The following is a 12,969-nucleotide window of genomic DNA, read 5'->3' on the forward strand; positions in this document are numbered from 1 at the left end:
GACGAATAATGCCTTCCGTCGACCGGCAATTGTTTGTTCGCTAATCGCCCATCTCTTCGGCGGTCGCGTCCTGTCGCGTTGGCAGGTTTCTGAACGCTGCCAGCGCACGCGCCCTGGACTGGCTCAAGTCGATAATCGGTGCCGGATAATCCTCGGCGCCAAACAAGCCGCCCTGGGTATTTGGGCTATGGACCTGATGCTTGTCCAGATCGTTCAATTCAGGTAACCAGTGCTTGATGAACAAGCCCTCGCGGTCAAATTTTTCCGACTGCCTCAACGGGTTGAAGATGCGGAACCAGGGCGCCGAATCGGTGCCGGTGGAGGCGCTCCACTGCCAGCCGCCATTGTTGGCGGCCAGGTCGCCGTCGATCAGGTGCTGCATGAAAAAGCGCTCGCCTTCGCGCCAATCGATCAACAGATTCTTGGTCAGGAACATGGCGACGACCATCCGCAAGCGGTTGTGCATCCAGCCGGTCTCCAGTAATTGCCGCATGGCCGCATCGATAATCGGCAGGCCGGTGCGTGCTTGCTTCCAGGCTTCCAGTTCTGCGGGGGCGTTGCGCCACGCCAGCGCCTCGGTTTCCGGGCGAAACGCACGATGGCGCGACACGCGTGGATAACCCACTAGAATATGTTTATAGAACTCACGCCAGAGCAATTCATTGACCCAGGTCGCAACACCGGCATTTCCGCTTTCGAATTCACCTTGGTTGGCTTGCAGCGCGGCATGAAGGCACTGACGCGGTGACACCACCCCAGCCACCAGATAGGCCGATAGCTGGCTGGTGCCGGGCCTGGCGGGATAATCCCGTTCGCCTTGGTAATCATCGATGTGCTGCTCGACAAAGGTGTCCAGGCGCCGACGGGCTTCGGCTTCACTGGCGGGCCAGAGGGCGCGTAGCGCTTGGCTGGGCGGGGCGAATCCATCGACTTGCGTCGGCACCGGGTCACGGGCAATGCCGGTGGGAGCCTGCCTGGCCGGCGTGGCGACCAGGCTCGGCAATGAGAAGTGCAGACGGCTGTAGCAGACCTTGCGGAACTGACTGAACACTTGGAAGTAATTGCCGGTCTTGGTCAGCAGGCTGCCGGGCTTGAACAGCAATTGATCGAGGTGGCTGTGAAATTCAATGCCCTGCTCATTCAGCGCGCGGGCGACTTCGGCGTCGCGTCGCGTTTCATTCAGGCCGTACTCTTCGTTGACATGCACGGCGTCGACGTTCAGTTCGCGACACAGCTTGAGCAGCGCGAGCGGGGCTTGGTGCCAATGCGCAGCGGCACGGATCAGCAGTGGGATGTTCAATTCGGCCAGGGTCGCACTCAACGCACCGAGGCTGCGCAGCCAGAAATCGATCTTGCACGGTGCGTCGTCATGGGTGCGCCATTGTTCGGGGCTGGTCAGGTACACCGCCACGCAGGGGCCTTGGGCTGCGGCCGCCGCGAGGGCGGTGTTGTCGTGCAGGCGCAAGTCGCTGCGCAGCCAGATCAGTTGCATGCTGTCTTCCATCTAAAGGAGTGCTCGGCGACTCAGTTCGCGCTGAGCCGATAACGGGTCTGCGGCCCAGGACACGTCAATCATCGACGCGCCAGTGGATAAGCTGGCGTGGTGGATCGACGCGGCCGGGCCGGCAATGATGATCGGGCAATCGATTCCACTCAGCAGCCTGGGCAGTTGGGACAGGTTGAGGGCGTGACTGGAATACAGCAGGACGCCGCGAGCCTTGAGGCGCTCGACTGCCAGGGCCAGTTCGCCGGCCGGCAGAGGGCTGTCGAACACTTCCACCGGGCAGTCGGCGCTGCTGGCCAGCCAGGCGGTGAGCCACAGGTGCGGCTCCTGGGGCGAGTCCGAATGATTGACCAGCAACAGTGGCGCGCCGCGCAACTGACGGTTGTTGTGGTAGATCCGGCTGCCGAACTTGCTGCGCAGCCATGAGTACAGGAACACCCGTTCCAGCTGCGCGCCGAACTGGCCTTGCCAGCGCAGGTGCAGCTCGGCCAGCAACGGCAAGAGCAACTGCTCGCACACGGTCCAGGGCGGGTACAGCGCCATCGCCTGGTTGACCAGGTCATCGATCTGGCGCTCGGCCAGTTGCGTCACCGCCAGCACCAGGGCGTGGTGCTGACGTTGCCAGTCATTCTCCGGCACCTGTTCGCTCGGTGGCTGCGGCGTGTCCAGCAACGGCTTGATCTTGCTTACCGCAACGCCGCGGTCGATCCAGGTGAGAATGCTCAGGATCCGTTGCACATGCTCGGTATTGAACAGTCGGTGGCCCTTGGGGGTGCGGTGCGGCACGATCAGCCCGTAACGACGCTCCCAGGCGCGCAGCGTGACGGCATTGACGCCGGTTTGCCGGGCGACCTCGCGTATGGGCAGCCAGCCTTGCGCCAAGGCCTTGGCAAAGTCGGCCCCCAGGTCTTCGCTGGCGCTGGAGTCGGGTTCGCGGCTCATCAAATAGCGTTTCGCAAGCTGAGGTTTTCCGGGTGCGGTTGCAGGTAGACCTGCTGCGCCAGGTAAGGATCGGGGTGCTGGCGCAAGTGATGCTTGAGTAACGTCAGTGGCACCACTAAGGGCACGATGCCGAGGCGATATTGCCCGATCAGGTGCTGTACTTCCTGTTTGTCCTCGGCGTCGATGGCGCGCTTGAGGTAACCGCTCAGGTGTTGCAGCACGTTGGTGTGGGTGCGGCGGGTGGCGCATTTCTTCAAGGCGGCCATCAATGCGCTGAAATAGTGTGGGCCCAGCTCATTGGGGTCGGCCTTGCCCATGTTGCCCAGCAAATTGCCCAGGGCTTTGTATTGCACCGGGTTGTGGGCCATCAGCAGGTATTTGTAGCGCGAGTGGAATTCGATCAGGTCGCGACGGGTGAGTCCGTCGTGACGCAAAGGTTGCCAGGCGGCATAGGCGAACACCCGGGTCAGGAAGTTTTCCCGTAGCACCGGGTCGTTGAGGCGACCGTCTTCCTCCACCGGCAGATCCGGGTGGCGTTCGCAGAAGGCCTGGGCATAGATACCGCGGCCGCCGCCGTCCTGGGTCGCGCCGTTGTGATCATAGACCTTGACCCGCTCCAGTCCGCAGGATGGCGATTTCTGCATGAAGATGTAGCCGCAGATGTCATCCAGTTCGCCAGCCATTTGCTGCCCATAGTCGGCCAGTGGCCGGGTCACGTTGAGGTCGCGATTCACCGTGCCGAGCGCCTCGGGGTGCTCGGGGTTGCCCACCAGGCGGATCGGTTCCCGGGGGATGCCCAGGCCGATGGCGACTTCAGGGCACACCGGCACGAAGTCGAAATAGTCGACGAGGGTACGGCTGCACAACTGCGATTGCTTGTGCCCGCCGTTAAAGCGAACTTCAGCACCCATCAGGCAGGCGCTGATGGCGATTCTGGGTTTGGCGATGGCTGTGCTGGGCATGGGTAACCTCTGATTGCTAAATCTTGTACAGATATCTATCTTTGTACAATATTTTCATCATAGGTCAGAACGTGCACAAGTCAACCGGGTTTGTGCGGGAGGTGGCGTCAATCTGTATCGCAGGCAGGCTGCTGTCTCTTTCGACAGCAGCGGATAGTGATGGGTGATGCGATCTACTGCAGGCTTGCATGCAGGCGGCGTGCAGCCTCCTGGCCACTGAGCCATGCGCCTTCGACCCGGCCGGACAGGCACCAGTCGCCGCACACATACAGGCCCAGGTCGGCATCGGCCAAGGCGCCCCATTCGTGGTTGCCGGCGGGGCGGGCGTAGAGCCAGCGATGGGCCACGCTGAAGCTTGGTGCGGGCATCGCGCTGTGCAGCAGTTCGGCGAAGGCACCGTGCAGATGTTCGATCACCGCTTCCTTGGACAGGTCGATGTGCTGCCGGCTCCAGTCGCTGGAGGCGTGCAATACCCACGTATCGAGCGTGTTGTCGCGTCCCGGTTTGCTGCGGTTGCGCGCCAGCCAGTCCAGGGGGCTGTCCTGTACGAAGCAGCCTTCCATGGGGGTATCCAGCGGGGTTTCGAAGGCCAACGCCACGGCCCAGGTCGGGTCCATCTTCACGCCAGCGGCCACGGCGGCCAGCTTCGGTACGGCCGCCAGCAATGCGGTGGCTTGGGGCGCGGGTGTGGCGATTACCACCTGACCGAAGGGGCCGTGAGTGAAACCTTCCGCGTCCTGCAAATGCCAATGCTCCTGGCCGCGGTACACCTCGGTGATCCGGCAGGAAAACTGCACTTGCAGTGTGTCGAGCAAGGCGCGGGTGATGGCGCTCATGCGTGGCGTGCCGACCCAACGGGTCTGTTCGTCCGGCGATGGGCTCAGTTGCCCGTTCTGGAAGTTGTAGAGTTGTGGGTTCCATTCCGCCGCCCACCCGTTGGCTTGCCAGCGCTGGACTTCCGTGACAAAGCGGCGATCGCGGGCGGTGAAGTATTGCGCGCCCATGTCCAGTGCGCCGGCGTCGCTGCGTTTGCTCGACATGCGTCCGCCGCTGCCGTGGCTTTTATCGAAGAGTTGAACGATATGCCCGGCCTCCGTCAGGGCCTGGGCGGCTGAAAGTCCGGCGATGCCGGTGCCGATGATTGCGATAGGTACAGTCATGAGGGCCTCGTTTACCTTTCTGTACAGACTACGCCGTCGTTTAAACCTGTACAATTTGGGTTTTTGGTATAAGTTTTACCGTTCGCGTTTGGACAGCTTGTCCTATTGTTAAACACAGACCCTGTCCGATACGAAAAATCCCTGCTTATAAAAATAGACTAATGGGCCGGGTAAAACGCGATGCGAGGAACATCTCATGCACATATTGCTGACCGGCGGTACTGGTTTGATCGGACGTCAGCTCTGCCGCCTCTGGTTGGGGCAGGGACATCGCTTGACGGTATGGAGTCGCCGACCCGAAGAGGTGGCGCAAATCTGTGGCGCAGACGTGCGAGGCGTTGCCAAGCTCGAAGCAATTGAGGCGCCGGTGGACGCGGTGGTCAACCTCGCGGGAGCACCGATTGCCGACCGGCCCTGGAGCCATAAGCGCAAGATGTTGTTGTGGAGCAGTCGCATTACGTTGACGGAAGTTTTGCTGGCGTGGCTGGAGCGTTGCGAGCAGAAACCGCAGGTATTGATTTCCGGTTCCGCGGTGGGCTGGTATGGCGACGGTGGCGAGCGTGAGTTGACCGAGGAGTCGGGGCCAGTGAGCGAAGATTTCGCCAGCCAGTTGTGCATTGCCTGGGAAGAAACCGCGCAACGGGCCGAGGCGTTGGGTATGCGTGTTGTGCTGGTTCGTACCGGCCTGGTCCTGTCTGCCGAGGGCGGCTTTTTGTCGCGGCTGCTACTGCCGTTCAAACTGGCGCTGGGTGGGCGTATCGGCAATGGTCGGCAGTGGATGCCGTGGATTCATATTGAGGATCAAATCGCCCTGATTGATTTTCTTCTGCACCGCTTTGATGCCAGCGGTCCTTATAATGCGTGCGCTCCGAACCCGGTGCGCAACCGCGATTTTGCCAAGGCCCTGGGGCATGTATTGCATCGGCCAGCCGTGGTGCCAATGCCGGAACTTGCGTTGAAAGTTGCCCTGGGGGAGTTGTCATTGCTGTTGCTCGGCGGCCAGCGCGCCACGCCGGCCCGATTGCAGGCGGCGGGTTTCACATTCCGGTTCACTGATTTGCCTGCGGCCCTGGAAGACTTGTCCAGCCGCCTTTGAAATAGGACGTTGCATGACCGATCACGCGTTGCTTCTGGTGAATCTGGGTTCGCCTGCCTCCACTTCGGTGGCCGATGTGCGCCGCTACCTCAATCAATTCCTGATGGATCCGTATGTCATCGACCTGCCATGGCCGGTGCGGCGTTTGCTGGTGTCGCTGATCCTGATCAAGCGTCCCGAGCAATCGGCCCATGCCTACGCCTCGATCTGGTGGGAGGAGGGTTCGCCGCTGGTGGTGCTCAGTCGCCGCTTGCAACAGGCCATGACCGCGCAGTGGGCCCAGGGGCCGGTAGAGCTGGCAATGCGTTATGGTGAGCCGTCCATTGAATCGGCGTTGGTGCGGCTGGCGAGCCAGGGTCACAAGAAGATCACGTTGGCGCCGTTGTACCCGCAGTTCGCCGACAGCACTGTGACCACGGTGATCGAGGAGGCCAAGCGGGTCGTGCGGGAAAAGAAACTCAATGTGCAGTTCTCGATTCTCCAGCCATTCTACGATCAACCCGAATACGTCGACGCCCTGGTGGCCAGCGCCAAGCCGTACCTGATGCAGGAACACGATCATCTGTTGTTGAGTTTCCACGGCTTGCCGGAGCGACACCTGACCAAGCTCGACCCTACGGGGCTTCATTGCTTCAAAGATGCCGACTGCTGCAAGAACGCGCCGCCGGAGGTGATGGCAACCTGTTACCGCGCGCAATGCATCCGCACTGCAGAGCTGTTCGCCCAACGCATGGGGCTCAAGGATGGCCAGTGGTCGGTGTCGTTCCAGTCGCGGTTGGGGCGGGCCAAGTGGATCGAACCCTATACCGAGGCGCGGCTGGATGAACTGGCCAAAAGCGGCGTGAAGAAAGTGTTGGTGATGTGTCCGGCATTCGTGGCCGACTGCATTGAAACCCTGGAGGAAATCGGCGATCGCGGCCGTGAGCAGTTCCGCGCGGCAGGAGGGGAGGAGTTGGTGTTGGTGCCTTGCCTCAATGATGAGGCGCAGTGGGCGCGGGCGTTGAGTACCCTCTGTGAACGGGCGCCGATCGCTCTGTAGATTTCAGCGGCCCCTTCGCGAGCAAGCCCCACACACACATTCGATCTTTGTCGTTCACAAAGTCTGTGTACGCTGAGGATCAAGTGTGGGCTTGCTCGCGAAGAGAACCTGTCAGACAACAGAGCTCTTAAATCAGCGGCTCATCCGCCTGCTTCTGTTTCCAGCTGTCATTGCCCGGCAGCAGTAGGTTCAGCGCGATCGCCACCACCGCGCACAGCGCGATGCCTTTGAGGCCGAAGTCGTCCGGGCCAGTGCCGGTGCCCACCAGCACACCGCCGATGCCGAACACCAGCGTCACTGAGACGATCACCAGGTTGCGCGCCTCGCCCAGGTCGATCTTGTGGCGGATCAGCGTGTTCATGCCCACCGCCGCAATCGAACCGAACAACAGGCACAGGATTCCACCCATCACTGGCACCGGGATGCTTTGCAGCAGCGCACCGAACTTGCCGATGAATGCCAGGCTGATGGCAAAGAACGCTGCCCAGGTCATGATCTTCGGGTTGTAGTTCTTGGTCAGCATCACCGCGCCGGTCACTTCGGCGTAGGTGGTGTTGGGCGGGCCGCCGAACAGGCCGGCGGCGGTGGTGGCAACGCCGTCACCGAGCAGTGTGCGGTGCAGGCCGGGCTTTTTCAGGTAGTCGCGACCGGTTACGCTGCCCACGGCAATCACGCCGCCGATGTGCTCGATGGCCGGTGCCAGCGCCACCGGCACGATGAACAGGATCGCCTGCCAGTTGAGCTCCGGTGCGGTGAAGTTAGGCAGGGCGAACCACGGCGCGGCGGCGATTTTCGCGGTGTCCACGACGCCGAAGAAAAATGCCATGGCAAAGCCCACCAACACGCCGGAAATGATCGGCACCAGGCGGAAAATGCCTTTGCCGAACACCGCCACGGTCAAGGTGGTGAGCAGGGCTGGCATCGAAATCAGCATCGCGGTTTGATAATGAATCAGCTCGGTACCGTCGCCGGCCTTGCCCATCGCCATGTTGGCGGCAATCGGCGCCATGGCCAGGCCGATGGAGATGATTACCGGGCCGATAACCACCGGCGGCAGCAGCCGGTCGATGAACCCGGTGCCCTTGATCTTCACCGCCAGGCCAAGAAAGGTGTAGACGAAACCCGCCGCCATCACGCCGCCCATGGTCGCGGCCAGGCCGAACTGGTCCTTGGCGAGGATGATCGGGGTGATGAAGGCAAAGCTCGAAGCCAGGAACACCGGCACCTGGCGCCTGGTGACGATCTGGAACAGGATCGTTCCCAGGCCGGCCGTGAACAGTGCCACGTTAGGGTCCAGCCCGGTGATCAGCGGCATCAGTACCAGCGCGCCGAAGGCGACGAACAGCATCTGTGCGCCGGACAGTACCTGGCGCCAGAGCGGATCGTTGAACTCATCCTGCATGCTCAAGCGTCCTTTTGCTTGGTGCCGAAGATCTTGTCGCCAGCATCGCCCAGGCCCGGGATGATGTAGCCGTGCTCGTTGAGTTTCTGGTCGATGGACGCGGTATAGATGGTCACATCCGGGTGAGCGTCCTGCACGGCCTTGATGCCTTCGGGAGCGGCGACCAGCACCATGGCGCGGATGTCCCGGCAACCGGCCTTTTTCAACAGGTCGATGGTGGCGACCATGGAGCTGCCGGTGGCGAGCATCGGGTCGATGATCATCGCCAGGCGCTCGTCGATTTCCGGCACCAGTTTTTCCAGGTAGGTGTGCGCCTGCAGGGTCTGCTCGTTGCGAGCCACGCCCACGGCGCTGACCTTGGCCCCCGGGATCAGGCTCAGTACGCCCTCGAGCATGCCAATGCCGGCGCGCAGAATCGGCACCACGGTGATCTTCTTGCCGGCGATTTTCTCGACCTGGACCGCACCGGCCCAGCCGTCGATTTCATAGGACTCCAGCGGCAGGTCCTTGGTGGCCTCGTAGGTGAGCAGGGCGCCGACTTCCTGGGCGAGTTCACGGAAGTTCTTCGTGCTAATGTCAGCGCGGCGCATGAGGCCGAGTTTGTGTCTGATCAGCGGATGGCGGATCTCGAAGATGGGCATGGGAAAGGCTCCGGCGGCGGGCAAAAAAACCGGCCTAGATTAATCTATCCGAGGGTGTTGTCCTATAGACAATACAGAACGTTAGTCCACAAACGCTTGATCTGGCCTTGCTTGATGCGTACCTTTGCCCGCTTTTCAGAACCGTCCCTCCCCCTCAACGTCCCTTGGAGAGCGCCATGTCCGCTGATCTCGAGCATATCCGTCAAATCATGCGAGAGGCTGACTGCCTGTACAGCGAAGCCGAAGTCGAAGCGGCCATCGCCCGTGTCGGTGCGCAAATCAACGATCAGCTGGCCGATGCCAACCCGGTGGTGTTCTGCGTCATGAACGGCGGGCTGATTTTCTCCGGCAAGCTGCTGACCTATCTGAACTTCCCCCTGGAAGCGTCCTACCTGCACGCGACGCGTTATCGCAACGAAACCAGCGGCGGCGATCTGTTCTGGAAAGCCAAGCCGGAAGTCTCGTTCATCGACCGCGAGGTGCTGATCATCGACGATATCCTCGACGAAGGTCACACCCTGGGCGCGATCATCGACTTCTGCAAACACGCCGGTGCCCGTGCCGTGCACACCGCCGTGCTGATCGACAAGGACCACGACCGCAAGGCCCGTCCGGACTTGAAAGCCGATTTCGTCGGCCTGCCGTGCATCGACCGCTACATCTTCGGCTACGGCATGGACTACAAAGGTTACTGGCGCAACGCCAATGGCATTTTTGCCGTCAAGGGAATGTAATCGATGACCCGACCAAGCTTTCTGGACCATGCTCTGTTCGATGGCTTGACCGAAAAAGCGGCGGCCAGCCCTCGTGGGCGGCAGCACCATAACTTCCACGAGATGGATGAGCCGTGCCACCGCATGGCGGTGGGTCTGCAACCGTCGACCTACATCCCGCCGCACCGCCACCTGAGCGCCGACAAGGCGGAAACCTTGTTGGTGCTCAAAGGGCGGCTGGGGGTGTTGATCTTCGACGAAGCCGGTACGGTGGTCGACAAGCGCATCCTGCAGGTTGGTGGCGATTGCCTCGGCGTCGACCTGCCGGCCGGCGTGTACCACGGATTGGTGGTGCTGGAAGCCGACAGCCTGATGTTCGAATGCAAGGCCGGCCCCTATCGGCCCGTGGGTGAGGGCGAGCTGGCCCACTGGGCGCCCCGTGAAGGCGAGGCCGGCGTGGCGCAATACCAGGCCTGGATGCGCGCCCAGTTCGACTAGTCCTCCATGGCGCGAGGGATCAAGCTCGTGCTGGGTCTGTAGGAGCTGTCGAGTGCAACGAGGCTGCGATCTTTCCACGGCCACTTGAGTCTCAAGCGAAAGATCAAAAGATCAAAAGATCGCAGGCTTCGCCAGCTCCTACGGAACCACGCGGGAGCAACCTCTGACCACCGATCAAGCCAGCCTTGAATGCGCGGCGCTGGCAGCAGCCAGCCATTGCTCGCTCTTGACCTGCGCCTGCTCCAGGGTCTGCACATATGCCAATTGCCGCTGCTCGCGATGAATGCCGGCGCGGCGCAGCTTCAGGCGCACCCTTGGCGTCGTCGCGACCAGGATCAGGCCGATGCCCTGCTTGCGGTAATCCTTCAGGATGTTTTCAACCGCGGCCAGCGCGGTCATGTCCAGCATGGGCACGGCGCTCATTTCCACCACTACCACGCGCACCCCCGGATCGAACTTGCGCAGCACATCCAGGGCTTTTTCTGCCGCACCGAAGAACAGCGGCCCACGAATTGCGTAGCAGCGCACATGCTCGGGCATGTCCAGTAGGGCCTGGTGGAAGTGACGCGGCAGTTCGGCGCTGTCGGTCAGTTCGCTCATGCGCTTGATGAAAAGCCCGGCGGCCAACAGCAGACCGACGGCGACGGCCATGACCATGTCGAATAGGACGGTCAGGCTAAGGCAGGTCAGCAGCACCAATACGTCGCTGCGCGGAGCGATGCGCAAGGTATGCAATACGTGTCCGGCTTCGCTCATGTTCCAGGCCACTATCACCAGTAGCGCCGCCAGGGCAGCCATGGGCAGGTAACTGAACAAAGGTGCCAGCAGCACCATCGCCAGCAGCACCACGAGGCTGTGAATGATCGCGGCCAGCGGTGAAAAGGCGCCACTGCGCACGTTGGTCGCGCTGCGGGCAATGGCCGCCGTGGCGGTGATACCGCCGAACAGCGGCGCCACGACGTTGCCCAGGCCCTGGCCGATCAGCTCGGCATTGGGGTCGTGCTTGCTGCCGGTCATGCCATCCGCCACCACCGCGCACAGCAGCGACTCGATGGCGCCGAGCATGGCAATGGCGAAGGCCGGCGCCAGCAATTGGCGGATCAGGTCATAGGAAAGCGTCAGAGGATGGCCCTGGCCATCTGGCAGGTTCCATGGCCAGTCGAAGTTCGGTAAAAATGGCGGGATACCGGGGTGGCTGATGCCATCGACCACGTAGCTGAAACGCTCACCCAATGTCGCCACCGGCCAACCGCCGTGCTCCAGCGCCAGTCCCAATAGGGCCCCGACCAGCAAGGCAACCAAATGCCCGGGAACCCTCGGTACCCAGCGTGGCCAGGCAATCAGCACCGCCAGGCACGTGACGCCGATGATGCCATCGCCGAGTCGGGCACTGGGCAGTGCCACGATCAGTTCGCCCAACTGTTCGATGTAGTGCTTGGCTTGCCCGACGGTGGTCAACCCCAGCAGATCCTTGAGTTGCAAGGTGGCGATGACCACGCCGATCCCAGCGGTAAAGCCGAGGATCACCGGGTAGGGGATGTATTGGATCAGCCGTCCGGCGCGCATCAATCCCAGGGTGATGAGAATCAGGCCGGCGAGCATGGTGCACAACAACAGGCCGCCGATACCGTATTGTTGGGTGATGGGCAGCAGGATCACCACGAACGCCGCTGTCGGCCCGCTGACGTTGAAGCGCGAGCCGCCGGTGAGGGCGATCAAGGGGGCGGCCACCAACACCGTGTACAAGCCATGTTGCGGCGGCACGCCAACGGCAATCGCCAGGGCCATGGCCAGTGGGATGGCGATGATGCCGACGGTCAGCCCGGCCACCAGGTCGCCGCGCAGGCGCTCAAGGGTGTAACCGGCGCGCCAGGTTTGGCGCCAGGCGGCAAACAACGGTGGAGCGGAGAAAGACATAGGGACTCCACGCACGAAGAAACGGGGCTTATAGATGGAATGTCGCCCAGGACGCCCCGCGTCTCATGTATCGGTAGACTGGGGCTGACGGCCCTTTGAGTATGCCGCGCCCGCTGCACGGATGTATTGATCCAGATCGCTTATTTTTATCATTGAGGCTCATGCTAGAGTGCCCGGCCAAGACCTCGGAGCTTGTCATGCGTGTATTGATCCGCTGCGCCACTCTGCTGTTGATGTCCAGCCTGCCCTTGGCGGCCGAGGCTGCGCCGATGCACAGCCAGTTCCTGCCGCCTGATGACCTGATGGTGCGCCAGGAGCAGCCTGAACAGCAGCAGTTGTTGCAAGTGACCGAGTTTTCGGTGGTGCTGGGTAACCAGCGTCAGTCCAACCAGCAACCGATTCCGGTCACTTCCCCCTTGCTGGTCCGTCTCAAGGGCAAGCCGATGAACAAGGGGGCCACCCTCAACCAGGTGATCCTCAACTTCGATGGCGAAAGCAAAAGCCTGAAGAAGCCGGCCTTCGACGAGGCGAGCAAGACCCTGACGCTGTCTTATCCACAGGCCCAGTACCGAGTGGTCATCGATCTGCTGCGTCACAACACGGTCTATGTACAGTTTCTCACGTACGCCAACGGCCATATCTGGGCCGACCTGCACACCGGCGCCGAACGCCCGCGTTGAGCCCCGGGCCTTGCCGGGGGTAAACTGCCCGCCCCGTGAACTGTGCGAGCTGGAGCCGGCAATGCGTAAAGACAAGAAACAAGTGATTGGCGACGAGATTGGCGATGAACAGATCAAGCTGTTCCTCAATTTTGAACCGGTCGATGCCACGTCGCCGTCGCTGCACAAACTGATCAAGGCTTACCGTGGCCTGCGGGTCGACGATTTCGAGCGTTTCCTGACGTTTTTCGTTGAGGCCGGTCATGACCTCAATGGCAAGGATGAGCGCGGCAACGATTTCGTTGCGCTGATCCAGGACCAGGGTAATGCCGAGGATTACATCGAGCTGGTCAACAAGGCTCGCGGTTAGATCAAAAGATCGCAGGCTTCGCCATCGCCTATGGAGATCGCGAAGCCTGCGATCCTATAAACAAAA

At 61.6% G+C, this 12,969-nt stretch carries 13 protein-coding genes; 6 read left to right on the top strand and 7 right to left on the bottom strand.

Annotation, left to right across the window (positions count from 1 at the left end; translation table 11 throughout):
* Positions 1-40: 40 nt before the first annotated feature.
* From phrB to AACY42_RS06355, 4 genes are all read right to left on the bottom strand, one after another.
* Complete coding sequence (gene phrB, locus AACY42_RS06340; protein WP_339477767.1) at positions 41-1,492, bottom strand: deoxyribodipyrimidine photo-lyase; 1,452 nt, start codon at positions 1,490-1,492, stop codon at positions 41-43.
* Between the two features lie 12 nt (positions 1,493-1,504).
* Positions 1,505-2,446, bottom strand: a complete 942-nt coding sequence (locus AACY42_RS06345; protein WP_339477770.1) for a MerR family transcriptional regulator — start codon at positions 2,444-2,446, stop codon at positions 1,505-1,507.
* Positions 2,446-3,408 carry a YbgA family protein gene (locus tag AACY42_RS06350; RefSeq protein WP_339477773.1) on the bottom strand — a complete coding sequence of 321 codons (963 nt, stop codon included), beginning with the start codon at positions 3,406-3,408 and terminating at the stop codon, positions 2,446-2,448. The genes AACY42_RS06345 and AACY42_RS06350 overlap by 1 nt, the downstream gene beginning before the upstream one ends.
* 173 nt (positions 3,409-3,581) lie before the next feature.
* Positions 3,582-4,568 carry an NAD(P)/FAD-dependent oxidoreductase gene (locus AACY42_RS06355; protein ID WP_339477776.1) on the bottom strand — a complete coding sequence of 329 codons (987 nt, stop codon included), beginning with the start codon at positions 4,566-4,568 and terminating at the stop codon, positions 3,582-3,584.
* Positions 4,569-4,764: 196 nt separating this feature from the next.
* On the opposite strand from AACY42_RS06355, the gene AACY42_RS06360 reads away from it, so the two are divergent.
* Positions 4,765-5,664 (top strand): TIGR01777 family oxidoreductase, encoded by a 900-nt coding sequence (locus tag AACY42_RS06360; protein WP_339477778.1) that lies wholly within the window; start codon positions 4,765-4,767, stop codon positions 5,662-5,664.
* A gap of 13 nt (positions 5,665-5,677) precedes the next feature.
* Positions 5,678-6,703: a ferrochelatase gene (gene hemH / locus AACY42_RS06365; protein WP_339477781.1), complete on the top strand. Its 1,026-nt coding sequence runs from the start codon at positions 5,678-5,680 to the stop codon at positions 6,701-6,703.
* A gap of 127 nt (positions 6,704-6,830) precedes the next feature.
* Here hemH and AACY42_RS06370 read toward each other — a convergent pair whose 3' ends face one another.
* Together AACY42_RS06370 and upp are read right to left on the bottom strand one after the other, a co-directional pair.
* The gene (locus AACY42_RS06370; protein ID WP_339477784.1) at positions 6,831-8,105 is read right to left on the bottom strand and encodes a uracil-xanthine permease family protein; all 1,275 of its coding nucleotides are present in this window, start codon (positions 8,103-8,105) and stop codon (positions 6,831-6,833) included.
* Positions 8,106-8,107: 2 nt separating this feature from the next.
* Positions 8,108-8,746: a uracil phosphoribosyltransferase gene (upp, locus tag AACY42_RS06375; protein ID WP_339477786.1), complete on the bottom strand. Its 639-nt coding sequence runs from the start codon at positions 8,744-8,746 to the stop codon at positions 8,108-8,110.
* 176 nt (positions 8,747-8,922) lie between these two features.
* Here upp and AACY42_RS06380 point away from each other — a divergent pair, with 176 nt between their 5' ends.
* Together AACY42_RS06380 and AACY42_RS06385 are read left to right on the top strand one after the other, a co-directional pair.
* Entirely contained in the window at positions 8,923-9,480 is a 558-nt protein-coding gene (locus AACY42_RS06380; protein WP_339477788.1) for a hypoxanthine-guanine phosphoribosyltransferase, read from the top strand.
* A gap of 3 nt (positions 9,481-9,483) precedes the next feature.
* Positions 9,484-9,957, top strand: coding sequence for a WbuC family cupin fold metalloprotein (locus tag AACY42_RS06385; RefSeq protein ID WP_339477790.1), 474 nt, complete (start codon positions 9,484-9,486; stop codon positions 9,955-9,957).
* Between the two features lie 174 nt (positions 9,958-10,131).
* Here AACY42_RS06385 and dauA read toward each other — a convergent pair whose 3' ends face one another.
* A complete protein-coding gene (dauA, locus tag AACY42_RS06390) occupies positions 10,132-11,874 on the bottom strand; it encodes a C4-dicarboxylic acid transporter DauA (protein WP_339477793.1) in 1,743 nt (580 codons plus the stop codon).
* A gap of 197 nt (positions 11,875-12,071) precedes the next feature.
* On the opposite strand from dauA, the gene AACY42_RS06395 reads away from it, so the two are divergent.
* Together AACY42_RS06395 and AACY42_RS06400 are read left to right on the top strand one after the other, a co-directional pair.
* Positions 12,072-12,554 (top strand): hypothetical protein, encoded by a 483-nt coding sequence (locus AACY42_RS06395; protein WP_339477796.1) that lies wholly within the window; start codon positions 12,072-12,074, stop codon positions 12,552-12,554.
* Between the two features lie 61 nt (positions 12,555-12,615).
* Entirely contained in the window at positions 12,616-12,903 is a 288-nt protein-coding gene (locus AACY42_RS06400) for a PA4642 family protein (RefSeq protein WP_339477799.1), read from the top strand.
* Positions 12,904-12,969: the final 66 nt, after the last annotated feature.

It is taken from the genome of Pseudomonas sp. RL_5y_Pfl2_73 (assembly GCF_963970515.1).
Lineage (GTDB): Bacteria > Pseudomonadota > Gammaproteobacteria > Pseudomonadales > Pseudomonadaceae > Aquipseudomonas.

Bases quoted from the DNA above. Each gene is read 5' to 3' on its own strand.
- AACY42_RS06385 (WP_339477790.1), top strand. From the start codon at position 9,484: ATGACCCGACCAAGCTTTCTGGACCATGCTCTGTTCGATGGCTTGACC.
- AACY42_RS06355 (WP_339477776.1), bottom strand. From the start codon at position 4,568: ATGACTGTACCTATCGCAATCATCGGCACCGGCATCGCCGGACTTTCA.
- hemH (WP_339477781.1), top strand. From the start codon at position 5,678: ATGACCGATCACGCGTTGCTTCTGGTGAATCTGGGTTCGCCTGCCTCC.
- AACY42_RS06350 (WP_339477773.1), bottom strand. From the start codon at position 3,408: ATGCCCAGCACAGCCATCGCCAAACCCAGAATCGCCATCAGCGCCTGC.
- dauA (WP_339477793.1), bottom strand. From the start codon at position 11,874: ATGTCTTTCTCCGCTCCACCGTTGTTTGCCGCCTGGCGCCAAACCTGG.
- AACY42_RS06400 (WP_339477799.1), top strand. From the start codon at position 12,616: ATGCGTAAAGACAAGAAACAAGTGATTGGCGACGAGATTGGCGATGAA.
- AACY42_RS06360 (WP_339477778.1), top strand. From the start codon at position 4,765: ATGCACATATTGCTGACCGGCGGTACTGGTTTGATCGGACGTCAGCTC.
- AACY42_RS06345 (WP_339477770.1), bottom strand. From the start codon at position 2,446: ATGAGCCGCGAACCCGACTCCAGCGCCAGCGAAGACCTGGGGGCCGAC.
- phrB (WP_339477767.1), bottom strand. From the start codon at position 1,492: ATGCAACTGATCTGGCTGCGCAGCGACTTGCGCCTGCACGACAACACC.
- upp (WP_339477786.1), bottom strand. From the start codon at position 8,746: ATGCCCATCTTCGAGATCCGCCATCCGCTGATCAGACACAAACTCGGC.
- AACY42_RS06395 (WP_339477796.1), top strand. From the start codon at position 12,072: ATGCGTGTATTGATCCGCTGCGCCACTCTGCTGTTGATGTCCAGCCTG.
- AACY42_RS06380 (WP_339477788.1), top strand. From the start codon at position 8,923: ATGTCCGCTGATCTCGAGCATATCCGTCAAATCATGCGAGAGGCTGAC.
- AACY42_RS06370 (WP_339477784.1), bottom strand. From the start codon at position 8,105: ATGCAGGATGAGTTCAACGATCCGCTCTGGCGCCAGGTACTGTCCGGC.